The sequence below is a fragment of the Capnocytophaga granulosa ATCC 51502 genome, assembly GCF_000411115.1.
GTDB lineage: Bacteria > Bacteroidota > Bacteroidia > Flavobacteriales > Flavobacteriaceae > Capnocytophaga > Capnocytophaga granulosa.
On the sequence record NZ_KE150255.1, the window covers coordinates 91,441 to 109,187 of the forward strand.

Here is a 17,747-nt window from a genome sequence, read left to right on the forward strand (position 1 = left end):
CTAAAGTTGTTCACTGGTTTTTCCAAATCTGCGTTCTCTATTTTGATAGTTTAAAAGGGCTTTGTGTAGCTGCTCAGGGGTGAAGTCAGGCCAAAGTACATCGGTAAAGTACAGTTCGGCATAGGCTATTTGCCAAAGCAGGAAGTTGCTGATACGGCACTCTCCGCTGGTACGAATAAGCAAGTCCACAGGGGGGATTTCTTGGGTGTAGAGTGTTTTCTGTATCTCTTGGTAGGTAATCTGTTCGGGGGTAAGCAGCCCTTGTTGCACCTTACGGGCAAGCTGTTGGGTCATCTGCAGGAGTTCCTGCTGTCCCCCATAGGCCAAGGCAAGGCTTACGGTAGTGCTGGTATTGCCTTTGGTCTGTTCCATAGCCTTGTGGAGTTCTTTTCTCACTTTAGAGGGTAGGCTCTCAAGGTCTCCTATGGCATTCAGGCGGATATTATTTTGCTGCATAATAGCCACCTCCTTGTTCAAATAGCGTGATAATAAGTGCATCAGTGCCTCCACTTCTAACTTAGGACGCTTCCAATTCTCTGTTGAAAAAGCATAAAGTGTCAGGTAAGGAATACCCAACTGGGAGACTTCTTGTATAATCTCCCTGACTGTTTTCGCTCCTTTTTCATGGCCGAAGATACGCTGTTTTCCTTGTTGTTTCGCCCAGCGACCATTGCCATCCATGATGATGGCCAAATGCTTGGGGAGCATTTCTTTTTCTATATTCATTGGCTTATCTGCAAAATTACTATCAAGTGGCAAAGATATGATTTTTTCAGCATTCCCAAAAAATTTTTATATCTTATTTGGCAAATTCAAAACAGTTGCACTTCTTAGCACCAAAAGTATAAGTCAGGTAAGCTCCTGAGATCATATACCAGTCGGGGGTATTGAGATTTCCGAACCATTTTCCTTTGCCCGACTTACTGCCATCAATATTATTGGTAAAGGTATAACGCATACTCACCTCCGCCCCGATAAGGAAACGCGATCCCCATAGGCGGGTCTTGACCCCAAAGGTAAAAGGAATTGCCCAAGACTCATCGCGCTCAGGATAGGTCTGGTACTTGGCCGACGCTCCATTGGCCAAATTGTCAAAATAGAGCCTATCCATCTTAAAAAAGTAAAAACCTGTATGCACATAAGGGGTAAAGAGCAATTTGAAAGGGTCATGGGTATCAAAATGGAGAAAATCATACTCCACTCCTGCCCCCATCTCCACCATACGGTTTAGGAAAGAGAAATCGCGCTGCTTACGTGCTTCGGTAGTGGCGCGGGCGTCCTTATCCCATAGCTCAAACCACTTAATATCAGCGCGCAAAGAGAGCTGTTTACGCAGGTTACGCTTATAGATCAGCCCAAAAGCAGGCTTTGTCGGATATACATAGTAAGTGGCGCCAATATCCGAAATAGGATTGGCACCCCCGAAATAGAAGCCTATCTCATTATATTGGGCTGTGGCCTTCGTTAGCGTAAAGAAACCTATGAGCAGCCAGAGAAAATATCTATCCATCTATTATAATTGTTAATGGTTAATTGTTAATGGTTAATTCTTTGGTTACCTGAACTTCAACCGCTTAAAGCTACTTAATAAGTCATCAGGTTACTTATCATTGATTTAAGTTTCGCAAGTTCTATAACTTGCTGATTATCAAAACATCCCCCCTACCCCCCCCTCAAGGGGGGAGTTAGTAAGTAGTAGAGGTTCAATAAGTTATAGAAAGAATATTTTCCAATTAGACAAACAAATTAGGCTATTTCAACGCCCTTAAAGACACATACTCCGCTCTCGCGGACTTTCCCTTTGGAGGGGGGTGAGGGGGAGGTTTTTACAAACAATTGATTATTAGCTGTTTATAATTTCAATAATAGCTTAAAAACGACTTGCAAAACTTAAATCATTGATAATTGACAATTAACAATTAACAATTGATTATTGATTTTCATTATTTAAGAGTGATTGCACAGCGGAGAGGCAGAGGCTAAAGAGTACAGCGTACCAAAAACCCTGTATCTCGATGCCATCAATAAGGCGATCGGCTAAGATGATAATAATTGTGTTGATTACAATCAAAAACAGCCCAAAGGTAACCACCGTAATAGGCAAGGAAAGCACAATCAATATAGGTCTTAGGAATATATTGAGCAGGCTCACCACCAAGGAAAACCATAAGGCATCGGTGAAATCTCTTACATTGATATGTGGCAATACCTTACTGAGTCCCAAGATGAGTAAGCTGGTAATAATAAGGTTTAGAATATATTTCATTTTGGTTTATTTTTGTAGGAACTGGGAGGCAATCTCAAAAAATTCCTTAGGTTTTTCCACCTGTACCCAGTGGCCTGCCCCCTCTACAATAACTTCAGTAGCTTTGGGAAAATGTTGCTTGATCAGTGCCATGTCCTCCGCAAGGACATAATTGGACTTGGCTCCTACCATAAAGAGTGCTTCTCCATAATAGATGGTACCTGTGGGCAAGGCTGTACCTATCTCGGCCACACGGTCGCGTAGTACAGGCAAGTTGATACGCAAGCCCAGTTGGTCAGGGGTGACCCTATAGACATTCTTGAGCAGGAACTGGCGTATGGGAACATCTATGATGAATTTGCCCAATTGCTGGTCGGCCTCCTCACGGGTTTTTATCTGGGAGAAGTCCAAGGTAGAGAGTGCATCAAGGATTACTTTGTGATGCACAGGGTAATACTTAGGAGCCATATCCACCACCAAAATACGCTCGGCACGCTCAGGGTGTGTGACCGCCAATAGCATAGTGGTCTTGCCGCCCATGGAGTGACCAATAAGCGGTGCGGAGGCTATCTGGTGATAATCCATATAGCGAATGAGGTCTTCCACCATAAGGGCATAAGAGAACTCAGGCGAGTGGAAACTATGTCCGTGGTTGCGTGCATCAATCACATGCACTTGGTAGCCCTCTTGGGCAAAATGAAGGGAGTGGGTACGCCAGTTATCGGCCATACCTAAGAAGCCGTGTAGGATAATCAGTGGCTTGCCCTCCCCTACTATCTGAGAGTTGATAAGTTCCATAATACGTTATTTAAGGCGATAGAGATACATGCTTACTACATTTTGCAGTCCCAAGTAGAGCGCCTCACTGATAAGTGCATGCCCTATGGAGACTTCCAAGAGGCCAGGTATCTGTTCTTTGAAATATTTGAGATTGTCCAAACTCAAGTCATGACCTGCATTGAGTCCTAAGCCGACACTTTGGGCAACTTTAGCCGCTGTCACATAAGGCAGAATACCGTCTTTGTTACCACGGGCATACTCGCGTGCATACCCCTCAGTATAGAGTTCCACGCGATCGGTGCCTGTCTTGGCTGCTGCTTCTACCATTTTCTCTACAGGATCTACAAAAAGAGAAGTACGGATACCATGTCGCTTGAACTCGGCTACGATCTCCGTTAGGTAAGCGGCATGGGTGAGGGTGTCCCAACCTGCATTGGAGGTAATAGCATCTTCTGCATCGGGGACTAGGGTTACTTGGGTAGGCTTCACCTCAAGCACCAAATCAATAAACTTAGGGATAGGGTTGCCCTCAATATTGTATTCTGTATGGACTATTTTTTTCAGATCTCGCGCATCTTGGTAGCGGATATGTCGCTCATCGGGACGCGGGTGAATGGTGATACCCTCGGCGCCAAACTCTTGTATATCAGTAGCCACTTGTAACAAATCAGGCACATTGCCCCCACGGGAATTGCGCAAAGTGGCGATTTTGTTGATATTTACACTTAGCTTTGTCATTTCAAAAAGTTTTTTAACAGAGGGCAAAGTTACAAATTATCCGCCACATTTACAATCGGGACCGCCCCCACATTTTTTCTTCTTGGTGAAAAAGAATTTTTTTACTAAGAAAAAAACAGCCAAAGCCACTAGGGCATAAGTGATTATATCTTGGATCATAGTAGTTAAGAGTTAAATTCTAATTGTTCCTTGTCTTTTGAACAGACAAACCTGATATGCTTGCCTTCAAGCACTCTCATTTGTGCTACAGTTGGGACAGCTTACAATTGTTTTTTTAAAGGTATATAGTCACCTACCAAATTATGAATGCAAAAATAACTCATATTTTTGAAGAAAGCAAATGATAAGCTATGTTTTTTAGTATAATATAGTTCTAGAAGAATAATTAGCTTAGTTTTCCTCTGAGAAAGTTTATTTCTTCTTCTTTTGTTTGAATAATACGCTCATAGAGTTTGCGTTGTTCCTCAAAATCATCTTTCTTAAAGATAAAATCACCTCCTTTGTTGTGAGTAGCTCCATTATTGAAGTTGTTATTATAGGAGGTAGTAATCTCAAGTTCTAAGATTTCTATAACTGTAACATTCAGTATTTTAGCTATTTCAAATAATCTGTCTACTGTTAGTTGCGTTTTTCCGTTTTCTATACTGCTATAAGAACGTTGTGTAATATTCAGGTTTTCAGCCATATACTCTTGAGTATAATTTCTAAGCTCCCTAAATTTCTTGATTTTCTCGTGGTAATTCATAGACGAAATTTTTCTGCAAATATACGAATTATTTCTAAATTAGAAGTATTTTGTATCTTATTTTTGGATTTTTCTTTGTATTTTTGCAAAAGAAATTTAAAGTTAATTTATTGTTTAATTAAAACGTATTAATTATGAGTGAGACTCAAAACAATGGGACAGAAAATTCAGCTAATGGCACTAATATTACCAAGATAGTCCTTACAGCTTTATCTGTTGCAATTCCTGCTGTAATTTCAGTGATTGTCAAGGCATTAGATGAGAAGAAGTAAAATGTTATCTAGTGTGTTAAAAAAACATTGGTCTTGTAAGATTACAGTAAATAGAAAAAGAGATTATCTATATTTTTAGATGATCTCTTTTTGTTAGGATAAGACACTATTTTTTTCTGATTAGGATTAAGTATCCCTACCAATTACCCTGAATTCGGGGTAATTAAGACTACTTTTTTAAGAGGAAAATCTACACTAAAACAGCCTCTAAGGTTTCTTTGGCCTTTATTTCTTCTTTAAGAGCCTTGGCTTCTTCAGCAGTTTCTTTAGCATTCTCTACCATTGCCCGTGCCCATGCTTCAGGGTCTTCTGCCCTTAGCCTATCCAAGGCCTGTTGTATAGCTTGTTCTTCTGCCTCACTTTGGGCTTCTCTGTATTGCAGGCGTAGTGCTTTTACTTTTTCAAACATAATATTCATTTTACTTACCTAAGATAAGATGTTTGTCCCAATTTTAGCTCCACAAAGATAGTACCATTTTACTAAACAAACAAGCCTTTAAAAGCATTTTTTACTTGAACAGTGAAAATATTATATTTTCCTGCCATTTTTACAAAACATAACACACTAAAAATCAATACTTATTTCTGAAAACAACTTAAAACCCAATTCAAAACCTGACAATTTGTCATATTTTTACCTTTGGAACAGTTATTGACTAAATGAAGAATGAAAAGTGATTAGTCACTAGTCATTTGTCATTAATCATTAATCATTAATCATTAACCATTAAAGAAAATGAATTTCAACAATTATACCATTAAATCCCAAGAGGCCATTCAGAGAGCGCAGCAACTCGCTCAGGGTCTCGGGCAGCAAGATATCCAAGTGGAACATATCTTCAAGGGAATACAAGAGGTAGATAACAATGTGCTGCCTTTTATCCTTAAAAAGTTGCAAGTCAATACCACTACCCTCAATCAGGCGGTAGAAAAGACTTTAGCTTCTTACCCTAAAGTACAGGGCGGACAGATGTCCCTCTCCCGCACCGCTGGCGAGGTACTCACCGAAGCAAGCAATATCGCTAAGAAGATGAATGATGAGTATGTCTCTGTAGAACATTTGCTCTTGGCGATCTTCAAAATCAAAAACCAAGTAGGCCAAGCCCTTAAGGAACAGGGCGTTACCGAAAAAGAATTTGAAAAGGTCATCGCTGAACTCCGTAAGGGCGAACGTGTAACCTCTGCTTCGGCTGAGGATACTTATAACTCGCTCAATAAGTATGCGAAAAACTTGACCCAACTCGCCCATAGTGGCAAATTGGATCCAGTCATCGGCCGTGACGACGAAATCCGCCGTGTGCTCCAGATTCTTTCCCGCCGTACCAAAAATAACCCTATGCTGGTAGGGGAACCTGGGGTTGGTAAGACTGCTATTGCCGAAGGTTTGGCGCACCGTATCGTCAATGGGGACGTGCCTGAAAACCTGAAAGATAAGACAATTTACTCCCTTGATATGGGTGCCCTTATCGCTGGGGCAAAGTACAAAGGGGAGTTCGAGGAACGACTCAAATCGGTAGTGAAAGAAGTTACTTCCTCCGACGGGAATATTATCTTGTTTATTGATGAGATCCATACCCTCGTAGGAGCCGGGGGAGGCGAAGGGGCTATGGACGCTGCCAACATCCTCAAACCTGCCTTGGCACGTGGCGAACTCCGTGCCATTGGTGCCACTACCTTGGACGAGTACCAAAAGTATTTTGAAAAGGACAAGGCGCTTGAGCGTCGTTTCCAAAAAGTAATGGTAGAAGAACCTGATACCGAGAGTGCTATCTCCATCCTCCGTGGTATCAAGGAAAAATATGAGGCACACCACAAGGTACGTATCAAGGACGAAGCCATTATCGCTGCTGTGGAACTCTCCCAGCGCTATATACCTAATCGTTACTTGCCTGATAAGGCTATTGACCTTATGGACGAGGCCGCTGCCAAACTACGTATGGAAATCAACTCTAAGCCAGAGGAATTGGACGTACTGGATCGTAAGATCATGCAGTTGGAGATTGAGATTGAGGCCATTAAGCGTGAAAATGACGATGAAAAACTCCGCTTACTCAATGCCGATTTGGCCAACCTCAAGGAGGAACGCAATGCGCTCTTTACCAAGTGGCAAGGTGAAAAGACCTTAGTAGATGAAATTCAGGCGGTTAAGAACAATATAGAACAATATAAACTCGATGCCGAACGTGCTGAGCGTGAAGGTAACTATGGTAAGGTAGCCGAACTTCGTTATGGTAAGATCAAGCAAGAAGAAGCTAAATTGGCCGACCTTCAGAAGGAAGTAGATACCCACGAGATGTCCATGATCAAGGAAGAGGTAACCCGTGAGGATATAGCCGAGGTAATCGCCAAGTGGACAGGAGTGCCTGTTACTAAAATGATGCAGGGCGAACGCGAAAAACTCCTTCACTTGGAAGAAGAACTACACAAACGTGTGGTAGGACAAGAGGAGGCCATCGCAGCCGTATCCGATGCGATTCGCCGTAGCCGTGCGGGCTTGCAGGATCCTAAAAAACCGATTGGTTCCTTCCTTTTCTTGGGAACCACTGGGGTCGGAAAGACAGAATTGGCCAAGGCCTTGGCCGAATACCTCTTTGACGATGAGAATGCCATGACCCGTATTGATATGAGTGAATATCAAGAGAAACATGCCGTAAGCCGACTCGTGGGAGCGCCTCCAGGATATGTGGGCTATGACGAAGGAGGTCAGCTTACCGAGGCCGTACGTCGCCGCCCTTACTCTGTGGTCTTGCTCGATGAGATTGAAAAGGCACACCCCGATACTTTCAACATTCTTTTACAGGTCTTGGACGAAGGCCGATTGACTGATAACAAAGGTCGTACAGCCGATTTCAAGAATACGATTATCATCATGACCTCCAACATAGGTAGTCACCTTATTCAGGAAAGTTTTGAGAAAATCAAGAATGTAGAAGAAGCCACTGAAAAGGCCAAAGAAGAGGTACTACAGCTGCTCAAGCAGACCGTACGTCCTGAGTTTATCAACCGTATTGACGACATTGTCATGTTTGCCCCTCTTACCAAGGCCGACATCAAGCAAATCGTCCGCTTGCAGTTGGGCGGTATCATCAAGTTGGTAGCTCGTGAGAACATTGTTTTGGAAGCCACTCCAGAGGCTATAGATTACTTAGCAGAGCGTGGTTACGATCCACAATTCGGTGCCCGTCCTGTAAAGCGTGTCCTCCAGAAAGAGGTTATGAACGCCCTCTCCAAGGAGATCCTCAAAGGAAACATCAAGGCAGGTAGTCTTATCTTGATAGACTCCTTTGACAATGGCCTTGTCTTTAGAAACAAAACAGAGTAGTCTTAATAAGTTTTGAGTTTTGAGTTCTGAATTTTAAGTTTTGAGTTACTGATAAAAGTCAATTGATTTACATTAGTAACTCAAAACTAAGAACTCAAAATTCAAAACTTTTTTGTATTTTTGCCCATTATAAAACCTTATTAAAAATGAATTCCTACAATTCCAGCTACAACAAAGGTAGCTACAACAACTCCTACAACTCAGCCCCTGAGTTGGTAGCTTATTCTACAGACTCAGAACGAGCTATTTTTTATAGGAAAACTTACACCCATGTAGCCTTAGCGCTTTTGGCTTTTATCTTGGTAGAGACAGCTTTGCTCCGCTGGGTGCCTGAAGAGCTTATTTTGGCTATGTTTGGCGGCAAGTTTATATGGCTCTTTATCATAGGCGGCTTTTGGTTAGGCTCTATGTTGGCCAACAAATGGGCGCACTCTCTTAGCCGCACTACCCAATACGTAGGGCTAGGGCTTTATGTGCTTTTGGAGGCAGTGATTTTCTTGCCTTTGATTTACATTGCTCTAGCTTATACAGGTACTGAGGTACTCTCACAAGCAGCTATTGTTACCCTATCCTTGTTTGGAGGGCTTACAGCAGTGGTTTTTATGACACGATTGGATTTTTCTTTTCTAAGAAGTGTATTGGTTATAGGTGGTTTTCTCTCCCTAGGACTGATTGTGGCAGGAGCTCTTTTCGGATTTGAGTTAGGCCTATGGTTCTCTGTGGGTATGGTAGTTCTTGCTGCTGGAGGTATTCTTTACCAAACGTACAATGTGAAGAATGAATACACCACTGACCAATATGTAGGCGCTGCCCTACAACTCTTCTCCTCAGTGATGTTGCTCTTCTGGTATATATTGAGAATCCTTCTTTCAAGAAGAAACTAAAAGAAGTTGAAAATAAAAATAAGAGGTAAAAAGTATCTATATACTTTTTACCTCTTGCTTTTACCTTTTAGCTAAATTAAAACTTGTATGTAATTCCTGCTTTAAGTCCGCTGGTGAGTACTCCTCCAGAGAGTTCCAAATTCACCCCAAAGTTATCCGTAAAGAAGTAGCGGGCACCGGTCTGTAATGCAGCGCTAAATCCTGAGTAATCATCTCCAGTGTATTTTATGTTTCCTTCAGAGCTAGTAACAGAACCAAAGAAGAACCCTAAGCTAGCACCTGCATAGAGATCTAACTGACGAGGAAGTCTTAGTAAACGGTTAAAGTGGTAGTTCCCATTAGTAAAAACACCAAAAGTATGGTGTCTGTAAGTGATTTTATCACTTCGGTATTCCCCGAAACGACCAAAATTAGCACGAATTGCATAAGAGCTAGTATCATAGCGATAAGATAGTTCGCCTCCTACAGTAATCTCATCTGTAACGCCATAATCAAGCCCTACATACACTGGGATTCCCCAGCCAGAAATACCTGTACCAGCATTGAGCTGTAGATTACCTTTCCCTAAGTCTGCTTGTGCAGAGGCGGTGGCTGCAGTCATGAAAAGCCCTGCTAAGAATAGAAATTTTTTCATCTAATTACGTTTTTAAAAATCTCGGCAAAGGTAGTTATTTTTTTCGATAAAGCAAATTATAGACAATAAAAAAGCACCTACATCTCTGTAAGTGCTTTAGCGAAGGTGGTCCAGCTTGGGCTCGAACCAAGGACCCCCTGATTATGAGTCAGGTGCTCTAACCAGCTGAGCTACAAGACCTCGCTTTTTTCAGGGTGCAAAAGTACAACCTTTTTCCCATATATCAAAATTTTATCCTCATTTTTTTAGGATAAATCTACTAATCTCTTGATTAGAAAAGGGTTACTGTTAGAAAAATTTCCTAAGCAAGAAGCCTGCTACCAGTGATATAAGGCTACGCTGCTTCTCCACTATAGAGGCTCTGAGCTGTGAGATAGCATCGGCAAAGAGTCCGCCTATGGAAAGATGGCGAAGCAGGCTCTGGTAATCACTCCTAAGGCACATAAGGTCTATATCCTTTTTGAGCTTGAGTGCACGCAAGTCATTTTCTATTTCGGTGAGTGAGGTATATTTCCTTTCCATAACGCTATTCTTTAAAATATATTTCAGACAATTTGCTCAATATAGGCTTGTGGATGAAGCTCTTACGATTCCTGTAGAGGATAAGCAATGCCACTACAAAGACCCCGCCCATTATGGCAAAGCCTAAAGCAGTACTATCAAGCCATTCTCCTATAGCAAAAGCCGAGGCACAAGCCAAGAAAAAGGCAATAATCAGCAAAAAGAGAGCTGTCACAAAAAGGCTTACAAAGCCCATAGTGGTCTTGGCTATAATACGGAATATATATAGCTTGTAGTACTCCAAATGTGAATTGACCGTTGATTCCACTTCTGTGGGTAGGGTTCTTGCCGTTTCCTTGAGTTCGTTAAGTGCCATAGGTAAGAGTGCTTAGGGGTTATTTTTGAAATTTAGCATTGGCGGCCTTTAGGTCTTCCAATTTGCGCTCAAGAGCATTGATGATTTCCTCTGCCTTGTAGCTAGACTTGGAAAGTAGACGCTCTACGTTGTCCTCCAAAGTGCCTTTGAGTTTGAGTTTCTTTTCTCTTAGGTTTTCATTCAGATGGGTGAGCTTGTCCTTAAGGTTATCAGACACCCCTTCCAATGATTTGCGAATACGTTTGCGGGTCTTTTTCCCTTCATCAGGAGCAAAAAGAATTCCCACGCTTGCACCTATGGCAGCTCCCACTACCAAGGCGGCTAATGTGCTTCCTATTTTAGACATAATTCAATTTATTTATTATTTATATACACCGCAAAGATAGACTTTTTTGTCTTAAAAAAATCATCTTCGACTGTTATATTTTATTTAAAAGTAGTTAGTCGTTAGTGGTCAGTCTATTGCGACTTGTCACTTATCACTCGTCACTTATCACTCGTCACTTGTCACTTGTCACTTGTCACTCGTCACTTGTCACTCGTCATTAGTCATTTGTCACTCGTCACTTGTCACTCGTCACTTGTCACTCGTCATTATCTAAAAACTTATCAACATTAACACACCTTCCTCTGCTTATATAGAAAAAAAAACGTACCTTTGCCCTGCTAATTTATAGGATAGTCTTTCGGGGTAGGCCTTAGTGTAAAGGAGTGACTATCTTATTGTTAATGAGAAACATATATGTCTTGGTTCAAGAGAAAAACAAAAGGAATACAGACAAGCACTGAGGAGAAAAAGGACATACCACAAGGATTGTGGTATAAGTCTCCTACAGGGAAAATAATTGAAACAGAGGAACTTGCTCAGAACTTCTACATTAGCCCAGAGGATGGCTACCATGTGCGTATTGGCAGCAAGGAATATTTTGAAATCTTATTCGATGGTAAGTTCAGTGAACTGGACAAGACCATGCGCTCGAAAGATCCACTGGACTTTGAGGACACCAAAAAGTACAAGGATAGGCTCAAGGAAGCCCAAAAGAAAACCGACCTATACGATGCTGTACGCTGTGCAGTGGGCAAGTCCAAAGGGCGAGAGCTGGTAGTGGCTTGTATGGATTTTGACTTTATCGGCGGCTCTATGGGAAGCGTTGTAGGAGAAAAGATCGCCCGTGGGATTGATTACGCCATTAATAACCGCTTGCCCTTTATGATGATATCCAAGTCTGGCGGGGCACGTATGATGGAAGCGGCTTTCTCTCTGATGCAGATGGCCAAAACCTCCGCAAAACTTGCGCAGTTGGACGATGCTGGTCTGCCTTATATCTCCCTATGTACCGACCCAACTACAGGGGGCGTAACCGCTTCTTTTGCTATGCTCGGAGATATCAATATAGCCGAACCAGGAGCGCTCATTGGCTTTGCTGGCCCTCGTGTGGTTAAGGATACCACAGGAAAAGAACTTCCCGAAGGCTTCCAAACAGCTGAGTTTGTACAAGAACATGGTTTCTTGGACTTTATCGTCAATCGTAAAGAGCTTAAGGACAAGGTGAATCTCTATATAGACCTTGTGATGAACTTACCCGTAAGGGCTTAAAAGACTAAGTACCAAGCCTAATTAATTCATATATTTACATTTATGAAAAATGCGTGATCTCATCAGAAATCACGCATTTTGCTGTCTATAAATATAGTAACAGGCCCATCGTTACAGAGACTCACCTGCATATCGGCACCAAATACCCCTGTGGCTACAGGCTTTTGGGTGAGCGCTTGTAGCTGCTGGACAAAGGCCTCATATAGGGGAATCGCTTTCTCAGGCCTTGCTGCACGGATATAGGAAGGACGATTGCCCTTCTTAGTATTGGCATAGAGAGTAAATTGACTCACTACCATAAGCGAGCCTTCTACTTCCTGCAAGGAAAGGTTCATCACCCCTTCTTGATCGTTGAAAAGGCGAATCTGGGCGATTTTCTTGCACAAATAGGCTATATCATCCGCTCCATCGGCCTCTTCTATACCTAAGAGCAGGAGAAAACCCGCCCCTATTTCCGAATGTACTGCCCCTGCTATAGCTACTTGGGCGTGACTTACACGCTGTAGGAGAATACGCATAATTAATTGTTAATTATCAATTGTTAATTGTTAATGCCAATAATGATTAATGCCAATAATGATTAATGCCAATAATGATTAATGCCAATAATGATTAATGCCAATAATGATTAATGCCAATAATGATTAATGATTAATGCCAATACATTGAATATTGAACATTAATCATTAATCATTGGTCATTAGTCATTAGTCATTGGTCATTATGAATACGGATTTTCCTCAAACAAGTCTGCTACAGACCAGTAGCGGTCACCTGAGTCGTAATTCACAGTAAGTACTACTTCGTTTTCTTTGATTTCAGGGAGTTTCTTCGCAATAGCTGCCAAGGAAGTTCCTGTGGAGATACCTCCTAAAATACCTTCAACTCTGGCCAAGCGACGGGTATAGTCATAAGCCTCGTCCTTGTCTATAGTGATGATCCCATCATAGATAGAAGTATTAAGCGTTTTAGGAATGAAACCTGTACCAATACCTTGTAGTGGGTGTGGTCCTGGCTTGTTACCGCTAAGCACGGCAGAGGTAGCAGGCTCTATACCAAAGACCTTCGTATGAGGGAACTTCGCCTTGAGTACTTCCCCTATACCAGAGAGGTGCCCGCCTGTTCCGATACCAGAGATAAAGTAATCCACTCCTTGTGGAAAGTCGGCCACAATCTCTTGAGCAGTGGTAAGGCGGTGTATTTCAGGGTTGGCAGGGTTTTCAAACTGTTGAGGAATCCAAGAGTTCGGAATAGAAGCAGCCAATTCTTTGGCTTTCTCTACGGCGCCTCCTGTTCCTTTTTCCTTAGGGGTAAGCACGAAAGATGCCCCATAAGCAGAAACAAGCTTACGGCGCTCCACACTCATGGACTCAGGCATTACAAGTACGAGCTTGTAGCCCTTCACCGCTGCTACCAAGGCAAGTCCAACCCCTGTATTCCCTGAGGTAGGCTCTATAATTACGGTATCTTTGTTGATAAGACCATCCTTCTCTGCCTTCTCAATCATGGCCAAGGCAATACGGTCTTTGATGCTTCCTCCTGGGTTGCTTTTTTCTAATTTGATCCAAACTTGGTTATTAGGGAAAAGTTTGGCAAGACGGATAACTGGAGTATTTCCAATAGCTCCTAAGATGTTGTTATACTTCATAAGATTTGTAAATTATGTTAATTAAAAAGTTCGTTTATATATGAAAAAAGATAGGTTCAGGTGATAGGCTCTTTTGCTTGGTGATCATCTCGCTCTTGTAGTAGATGACCGTATAGGGTTCTATACTTTCGGTAAGCCATACATTTCCCCCTATGGTACTGTCGTGACCTATCTGGCTATTACCCAATATGGTAGCTCCTGAATAGATCACCACATTGTCGCCTATCTTAGGGTGGCGGTCGGTGTTCATCTTATCCTTGGTAACCGAGAGCGCTCCGAGGGTTACCCCTTGGTATATCTTTACATTGTCGCCAATGACGCAGGTCTCCCCGATAACGATTCCTGTACCATGGTCTATACAGAAGTTCCTTCCTATCCGTGCAGCGGGGTGTATGTCAATCCCTGTTCGGCTGTGCGCATATTCTGACCATACACGCGCAAGGAGCTTCAGTCCTTGTAACCACAACTGGTGGGCAAGTCGGTGAATAGCAATGGCATAGAAACCAGGATAGGACATATATACCTCCTCCAAGTTCTGAGCCGCAGGGTCATTCTCAAGTATAGCCCTTGCATCACAGAGCAAGAGTGGGTATATCTGGGTAATAGCTGCAAAAAACTGTTCTGTCTGCCTCTCGGTAGTCTCATGATCATTGAGGTAATCATACACTATGGCCGAGAGTTCCAAGCGCTTACCCCTGAGGCGCTGCTCTATTTCGTAATTACTCTCACAATTGGTGTCGTCCAGATTGAATAACAAGCGGTAAAGTGCATCTACGAAATCCTCTGCCTTTTTCTTAGGGAAGGTGTTTTTCAGATAGCTTCTCTGTTCCAATATCAATTCCGTAAGGGTCTTCTCCATAGCGGTTACTGACTTATAGATTAGGTTTTAAAAAATAATATTCTTGTATAAAAAGAATAGTAAAAAATTCTTTGCAAAGGTACATCTTTTTTCCGAAAAAAAAAATTTAAACGAACTTTTTTCAAGAAAATTTTTTTTATCGTCGCAAATTTCAATACCTAAAAATACCATAGTTAATTGGTTATCAATTTGTTATCATTTTATAAAAACAGAAATTTTTGCAAAAAAATCAGTTATTAGTGGTCAGTGGTTTGTGGTCAGTGGTTTGTGGTCAGTGGTTTGTGGTTAGTGGTCAGTCTATTGCGACTAACCACTGTTAAATACTTAACACCATTTTTTATTGTATAAATTCTTACTTCTCCTCTCTCTTTTCCTTGACTTTGCCCTTTATGATATCGTAACTTTGCGGCACAATCAGTAGTCAGTAGTTAGACTTCAGTCATTAATCATTAATCATTGTTGGCATTAATCATTATTGGCATTAATCATTAATCATTATTGGCATTAATCATTATGAAAGAGGCTTTAGAAATTCTTTGGACATACGCTCGTCGTGAGCCTTTGGATAGCAATGGAGAGACGGTTGTCCCTACCATCAACAATAGTATTGCCGCTATCCGTATCATTATGCGCTTGGAAGGATGGGGAAGTGAAAAGCGAAAAATGAATAGTGAAAAGCGGGCAACGCATAATAAGCCAGCGTCCCATCGTAGGGGCGAATGGCAATTCGCCCAATCACAAAATGCCCAATCGCAATTCGTCCAATCCCAATATGTTCAACACAACACGGATAATAACAATTCCCAATTCACCCAATGTAACATAGACAACAACGATGATTACGACCAATATGAAGACGAATATACAGAGGGCGAATTGCTCAACGAGGGCGAATTGCCATTCGCCCCTACACCTGCTCAACACCAATTCGCTCAACACCAATTTACCCAACCCCAATCCACTCAACACCAATATCCCCAACCCAATACGGCTTACAACAATTACCCCTCCGAAGCCTACGCCTGCTTAGTAGCCCCCTCGCCTTCGGAGAGGGGGTTGGGGGAGAGGAACCTCCTATCCTTCACCCGTCATACACTCCCTGCTTTTGCCCCCGCCCCTTTCCACATCGCTTATTACGAGGTACTAACCCGCTTTGCTATGGGAGAAATCAAAAAGCTAATGATTACCATGCCGCCCCAACACGGCAAGAGCGAAGGAGCGACCCGCCGCTTACCTGCTTTCGTTTTAGGACAAGACCCTGACAAGCGCATTGCTATTGTCTCTTACAATGCTATCAAAGCGCGTAAATTTAATAGGGAATTGCAACGTATCATGGACGATGACCGCTACTATGAGCTGTTTCCACAAACGCTCCTCGCGGGTCAGGCAAGCTACCAAGAACAAGGCCGACGTAGTCGCAACTACGCCCGCAACTCCGATGAGTGCGAAATTGTAGGCTACCAAGGCAGCTTTAAAACGATAGGTGTAGGAGGTTCCCTAACTGGCGAACCTGTGGATATGCTCATCATGGACGACTTATACAAAGATGCTTCGTCGGCTTGGTCGCCAGTTATCAGGCAGAATGTGGCCGACTGGTACGATACGGTAGCCTCTACCCGTTTGCACAACGATAGCCAGCAGTTGTTGGTCTTTACCCGTTGGCACATGGAAGATTTAGCAGGACGCTTGCTCGAACAAGAGGGTGTATATGACCCTATTGAAAACCCGCAAGGTTGGTTATTGGTGAGCTTCCCCGCTATACAGAACAGGCCGCCAAGCGAACAAGACCCCAGAGCAGAAGGCGAACCTTTGTGGCCTGAACGGCATAGCCTAAGTAAGTTACTCGAAATCAAAGGTCGCTCCCCAACCGTTTTTGAAAGTTTGTACCAACAGAATCCACAGCCTTCCCAAGGGTTGATGTATGAGGAATTTACTTGTTACACCGACTTGCCTTCTCGTTCCTACTCAGTAGCGTATATAGATGCGGCCGATAGTGGGGCGGATTACCTATGCGCTCTATTTTATAAGGAGGCGGAGGACGGCAATTACATTACCGATGTACTCTACACCAAAGACCCTATGGAAGTTACCGAAACAACCCTGACTTATATGCTCCAGCAACACCAGGTAGAGCGCTGCCATATCGAGAGTAACAACGGCGGCAACCTCTTTGTCAGCAACCTGCAACAACGTTCGTGGGACACAGGCAACCGACTGACGCGCTTTAATCCGTTTCATCAGAATCAGAACAAGACAGCAAGGATTTTTGCTGCTTCTGCCTCAGTACAAAAACTGATTAAGATGCCTCTGGATTGGAAAAAGCGTTTCCCTAAGTTTGCTCGCGACCTGATGGGTTACCTTCGCGTGGGTACCAACGCCCATGACGATGCCCCCGATGCGCTCACTGGCTCCATAGAGTGTCGCCAGCCCCCCAAGAGGGTCAGCGTGGCGGAGATGTTTGGAAGGATTTAAGCGAATAGTGAAAAGTGAATAGTGAAAAACGCTATTTAGGCGCTCACTCTTCACTAATAACTCTTCACTTTTCACTGGTCATTTGTCATTATTTTTTCGTATTTTTGCCCCCATGAAGTACCTCTCTCTTTTATTAAGCATATACCTATGGGCGCTCACGGCAGTGCCCTGCTCCGATATGCCTAATATAGAGCAAGATAATGTACGCTATTCCACTATAAGCCAAGCAGATACCTCTTCAGAGCACGAACACTCTCATTCGGATATATGTTCGCCTTTCTGTGTATGTGCCTGCTGCCAAGTGCTTATTGTTTTTCCTTTTTCACCTACTTTTACCCTACAAGTCCCTATCACAAACGTAGATATGGACTATAATACTCACTACACCTACAAAAAGGTAATGGCCTATTATGGCGCTATTTGGACACCTCCTAAGGTATAACCCATATCCCTCCTGATAAAAACAATCCATGTAAATCGCACAGGAGAAGTTTTTTAGTATTTGTGTAGATAACCATACTTTGGAGGGACATTTATTACTATTCATTAAGTTTCGCAGGTTCTGTAACCTATTGATATTCAAAACCTCACACACCCAGCTGTGAGGGGAGGTTTGTTTTGTTAAATATTGATTTACAATTAATTACAAAACTAATTATAATCCAAAAATGACT

22 protein-coding genes and 1 tRNA gene are annotated in these 17,747 nt (G+C 42.6%); 7 read left to right on the forward strand and 16 right to left on the reverse strand.

Features of this window, described 5'->3' with window-relative positions; translation table 11 throughout:
* The 7 genes from uppS to HMPREF9331_RS07950 form a co-directional block, all read right to left on the reverse strand.
* Window positions 1-726: an undecaprenyl pyrophosphate synthase gene (gene uppS, locus HMPREF9331_RS07925; protein ID WP_016420451.1), complete on the reverse strand. Its 726-nt coding sequence runs from the start codon at window positions 724-726 to the stop codon at window positions 1-3.
* A gap of 73 nt (window positions 727-799) precedes the next feature.
* On the reverse strand, window positions 800-1,510 hold the full coding sequence (gene porG / locus HMPREF9331_RS07930; RefSeq protein ID WP_009642045.1) for a type IX secretion system protein PorG: 711 nt from the start codon (window positions 1,508-1,510) through the stop codon (window positions 800-802).
* Between the two features lie 420 nt (window positions 1,511-1,930).
* On the reverse strand, window positions 1,931-2,266 hold the full coding sequence (locus tag HMPREF9331_RS07935) for a phage holin family protein (RefSeq protein ID WP_009642037.1): 336 nt from the start codon (window positions 2,264-2,266) through the stop codon (window positions 1,931-1,933).
* Between the two features lie 6 nt (window positions 2,267-2,272).
* Window positions 2,273-3,043: an alpha/beta fold hydrolase gene (locus tag HMPREF9331_RS07940; protein ID WP_009642043.1), complete on the reverse strand. Its 771-nt coding sequence runs from the start codon at window positions 3,041-3,043 to the stop codon at window positions 2,273-2,275.
* Between the two features lie 6 nt (window positions 3,044-3,049).
* The gene (locus HMPREF9331_RS07945) at window positions 3,050-3,763 is read right to left on the reverse strand and encodes a pyridoxine 5'-phosphate synthase (RefSeq protein ID WP_009642054.1); all 714 of its coding nucleotides are present in this window, start codon (window positions 3,761-3,763) and stop codon (window positions 3,050-3,052) included.
* Between the two features lie 36 nt (window positions 3,764-3,799).
* Complete coding sequence (locus HMPREF9331_RS12810; RefSeq protein ID WP_009642058.1) at window positions 3,800-3,922, reverse strand: FeoB-associated Cys-rich membrane protein; 123 nt, start codon at window positions 3,920-3,922, stop codon at window positions 3,800-3,802.
* Between the two features lie 226 nt (window positions 3,923-4,148).
* Window positions 4,149-4,508: a helix-turn-helix transcriptional regulator gene (locus HMPREF9331_RS07950; protein WP_016420452.1), complete on the reverse strand. Its 360-nt coding sequence runs from the start codon at window positions 4,506-4,508 to the stop codon at window positions 4,149-4,151.
* 134 nt (window positions 4,509-4,642) lie between these two features.
* On the opposite strand from HMPREF9331_RS07950, the gene HMPREF9331_RS12955 reads away from it, so the two are divergent.
* Window positions 4,643-4,780 (forward strand): hypothetical protein, encoded by a 138-nt coding sequence (locus HMPREF9331_RS12955; RefSeq protein ID WP_016420453.1) that lies wholly within the window; start codon window positions 4,643-4,645, stop codon window positions 4,778-4,780.
* A gap of 190 nt (window positions 4,781-4,970) precedes the next feature.
* Here HMPREF9331_RS12955 and HMPREF9331_RS07955 read toward each other — a convergent pair whose 3' ends face one another.
* Window positions 4,971-5,189 carry a hypothetical protein gene (locus HMPREF9331_RS07955; RefSeq protein WP_016420454.1) on the reverse strand — a complete coding sequence of 73 codons (219 nt, stop codon included), beginning with the start codon at window positions 5,187-5,189 and terminating at the stop codon, window positions 4,971-4,973.
* 327 nt (window positions 5,190-5,516) lie between these two features.
* On the opposite strand from HMPREF9331_RS07955, the gene clpB reads away from it, so the two are divergent.
* Together clpB and HMPREF9331_RS07965 are read left to right on the forward strand one after the other, a co-directional pair.
* On the forward strand, window positions 5,517-8,102 hold the full coding sequence (clpB, locus tag HMPREF9331_RS07960) for an ATP-dependent chaperone ClpB (protein ID WP_016420455.1): 2,586 nt from the start codon (window positions 5,517-5,519) through the stop codon (window positions 8,100-8,102).
* Window positions 8,103-8,248: 146 nt separating this feature from the next.
* Complete coding sequence (locus tag HMPREF9331_RS07965; protein ID WP_016420456.1) at window positions 8,249-8,986, forward strand: Bax inhibitor-1/YccA family protein; 738 nt, start codon at window positions 8,249-8,251, stop codon at window positions 8,984-8,986.
* A 76-nt stretch (window positions 8,987-9,062) separates the two neighbouring features.
* On the opposite strand, the gene HMPREF9331_RS07970 is transcribed toward HMPREF9331_RS07965, so the two are convergent.
* The 5 genes from HMPREF9331_RS07970 to HMPREF9331_RS07990 form a co-directional block, all read right to left on the reverse strand.
* A complete protein-coding gene (locus tag HMPREF9331_RS07970; RefSeq protein ID WP_016420457.1) occupies window positions 9,063-9,620 on the reverse strand; it encodes an outer membrane beta-barrel protein in 558 nt (185 codons plus the stop codon).
* Between the two features lie 106 nt (window positions 9,621-9,726).
* Window positions 9,727-9,800, reverse strand: a tRNA-Ile gene (locus tag HMPREF9331_RS07975).
* Window positions 9,801-9,908: 108 nt separating this feature from the next.
* The gene (locus tag HMPREF9331_RS07980) at window positions 9,909-10,142 is read right to left on the reverse strand and encodes a hypothetical protein (RefSeq protein ID WP_016420458.1); all 234 of its coding nucleotides are present in this window, start codon (window positions 10,140-10,142) and stop codon (window positions 9,909-9,911) included.
* Between the two features lie 4 nt (window positions 10,143-10,146).
* Window positions 10,147-10,497 carry a hypothetical protein gene (locus tag HMPREF9331_RS07985; RefSeq protein WP_016420459.1) on the reverse strand — a complete coding sequence of 117 codons (351 nt, stop codon included), beginning with the start codon at window positions 10,495-10,497 and terminating at the stop codon, window positions 10,147-10,149.
* A gap of 19 nt (window positions 10,498-10,516) precedes the next feature.
* A complete protein-coding gene (locus tag HMPREF9331_RS07990) occupies window positions 10,517-10,843 on the reverse strand; it encodes a YtxH domain-containing protein (protein WP_009642056.1) in 327 nt (108 codons plus the stop codon).
* A 396-nt stretch (window positions 10,844-11,239) separates the two neighbouring features.
* Between HMPREF9331_RS07990 and accD the strand changes: the two genes are divergently transcribed.
* Entirely contained in the window at window positions 11,240-12,094 is an 855-nt protein-coding gene (accD, locus tag HMPREF9331_RS07995; protein WP_009642026.1) for an acetyl-CoA carboxylase, carboxyltransferase subunit beta, read from the forward strand.
* 62 nt (window positions 12,095-12,156) lie between these two features.
* On the opposite strand, the gene dtd is transcribed toward accD, so the two are convergent.
* The 3 genes from dtd to epsC form a co-directional block, all read right to left on the reverse strand.
* Window positions 12,157-12,612 (reverse strand): D-aminoacyl-tRNA deacylase, encoded by a 456-nt coding sequence (dtd, locus tag HMPREF9331_RS08000; protein ID WP_016420460.1) that lies wholly within the window; start codon window positions 12,610-12,612, stop codon window positions 12,157-12,159.
* A 203-nt stretch (window positions 12,613-12,815) separates the two neighbouring features.
* Window positions 12,816-13,742, reverse strand: coding sequence for a cysteine synthase A (cysK, locus tag HMPREF9331_RS08005; protein ID WP_009642034.1), 927 nt, complete (start codon window positions 13,740-13,742; stop codon window positions 12,816-12,818).
* Window positions 13,743-13,776: 34 nt separating this feature from the next.
* The gene (gene epsC / locus HMPREF9331_RS08010) at window positions 13,777-14,601 is read right to left on the reverse strand and encodes a serine O-acetyltransferase EpsC (protein ID WP_016420461.1); all 825 of its coding nucleotides are present in this window, start codon (window positions 14,599-14,601) and stop codon (window positions 13,777-13,779) included.
* Between the two features lie 43 nt (window positions 14,602-14,644).
* Between epsC and HMPREF9331_RS12960 the strand changes: the two genes are divergently transcribed.
* The 3 genes from HMPREF9331_RS12960 to HMPREF9331_RS08020 all read left to right on the forward strand — a co-directional run bounded on the left by HMPREF9331_RS12960 (window position 14,645) and on the right by HMPREF9331_RS08020 (window position 17,515).
* Window positions 14,645-14,890, forward strand: coding sequence for a hypothetical protein (locus HMPREF9331_RS12960; protein WP_144267031.1), 246 nt, complete (start codon window positions 14,645-14,647; stop codon window positions 14,888-14,890).
* A 224-nt stretch (window positions 14,891-15,114) separates the two neighbouring features.
* Window positions 15,115-17,073: a phage terminase large subunit gene (gene terL, locus HMPREF9331_RS08015; RefSeq protein ID WP_016420462.1), complete on the forward strand. Its 1,959-nt coding sequence runs from the start codon at window positions 15,115-15,117 to the stop codon at window positions 17,071-17,073.
* A gap of 82 nt (window positions 17,074-17,155) precedes the next feature.
* Window positions 17,156-17,515: a DUF6660 family protein gene (locus HMPREF9331_RS08020; RefSeq protein ID WP_248641632.1), complete on the forward strand. Its 360-nt coding sequence runs from the start codon at window positions 17,156-17,158 to the stop codon at window positions 17,513-17,515.
* Window positions 17,516-17,747 lie beyond the last annotated feature (232 nt).

Excerpts from the sequence above, each read along its gene's own strand:
- HMPREF9331_RS07990 (WP_009642056.1), bottom strand. The coding sequence starts at position 10,843 with ATGTCTAAAATAGGAAGCACATTAGCCGCCTTGGTAGTGGGAGCTGCC.
- HMPREF9331_RS12810 (WP_009642058.1), bottom strand. The coding sequence starts at position 3,922 with ATGATCCAAGATATAATCACTTATGCCCTAGTGGCTTTGGCTGTTTTT.
- HMPREF9331_RS12955 (WP_016420453.1), top strand. The coding sequence starts at position 4,643 with ATGAGTGAGACTCAAAACAATGGGACAGAAAATTCAGCTAATGGCACT.
- HMPREF9331_RS07965 (WP_016420456.1), top strand. The coding sequence starts at position 8,249 with ATGAATTCCTACAATTCCAGCTACAACAAAGGTAGCTACAACAACTCC.
- cysK (WP_009642034.1), bottom strand. The coding sequence starts at position 13,742 with ATGAAGTATAACAACATCTTAGGAGCTATTGGAAATACTCCAGTTATC.
- uppS (WP_016420451.1), bottom strand. The coding sequence starts at position 726 with ATGAATATAGAAAAAGAAATGCTCCCCAAGCATTTGGCCATCATCATG.
- HMPREF9331_RS07985 (WP_016420459.1), bottom strand. The coding sequence starts at position 10,497 with ATGGCACTTAACGAACTCAAGGAAACGGCAAGAACCCTACCCACAGAA.
- HMPREF9331_RS07970 (WP_016420457.1), bottom strand. The coding sequence starts at position 9,620 with ATGAAAAAATTTCTATTCTTAGCAGGGCTTTTCATGACTGCAGCCACC.
- HMPREF9331_RS07980 (WP_016420458.1), bottom strand. The coding sequence starts at position 10,142 with ATGGAAAGGAAATATACCTCACTCACCGAAATAGAAAATGACTTGCGT.
- accD (WP_009642026.1), top strand. The coding sequence starts at position 11,240 with ATGTCTTGGTTCAAGAGAAAAACAAAAGGAATACAGACAAGCACTGAG.
- HMPREF9331_RS07945 (WP_009642054.1), bottom strand. The coding sequence starts at position 3,763 with ATGACAAAGCTAAGTGTAAATATCAACAAAATCGCCACTTTGCGCAAT.
- porG (WP_009642045.1), bottom strand. The coding sequence starts at position 1,510 with ATGGATAGATATTTTCTCTGGCTGCTCATAGGTTTCTTTACGCTAACG.
- clpB (WP_016420455.1), top strand. The coding sequence starts at position 5,517 with ATGAATTTCAACAATTATACCATTAAATCCCAAGAGGCCATTCAGAGA.
- HMPREF9331_RS07955 (WP_016420454.1), bottom strand. The coding sequence starts at position 5,189 with ATGTTTGAAAAAGTAAAAGCACTACGCCTGCAATACAGAGAAGCCCAA.
- HMPREF9331_RS07940 (WP_009642043.1), bottom strand. The coding sequence starts at position 3,043 with ATGGAACTTATCAACTCTCAGATAGTAGGGGAGGGCAAGCCACTGATT.
- terL (WP_016420462.1), top strand. The coding sequence starts at position 15,115 with ATGAAAGAGGCTTTAGAAATTCTTTGGACATACGCTCGTCGTGAGCCT.
- epsC (WP_016420461.1), bottom strand. The coding sequence starts at position 14,601 with ATGGAGAAGACCCTTACGGAATTGATATTGGAACAGAGAAGCTATCTG.
- HMPREF9331_RS07950 (WP_016420452.1), bottom strand. The coding sequence starts at position 4,508 with ATGAATTACCACGAGAAAATCAAGAAATTTAGGGAGCTTAGAAATTAT.
- dtd (WP_016420460.1), bottom strand. The coding sequence starts at position 12,612 with ATGCGTATTCTCCTACAGCGTGTAAGTCACGCCCAAGTAGCTATAGCA.
- HMPREF9331_RS07935 (WP_009642037.1), bottom strand. The coding sequence starts at position 2,266 with ATGAAATATATTCTAAACCTTATTATTACCAGCTTACTCATCTTGGGA.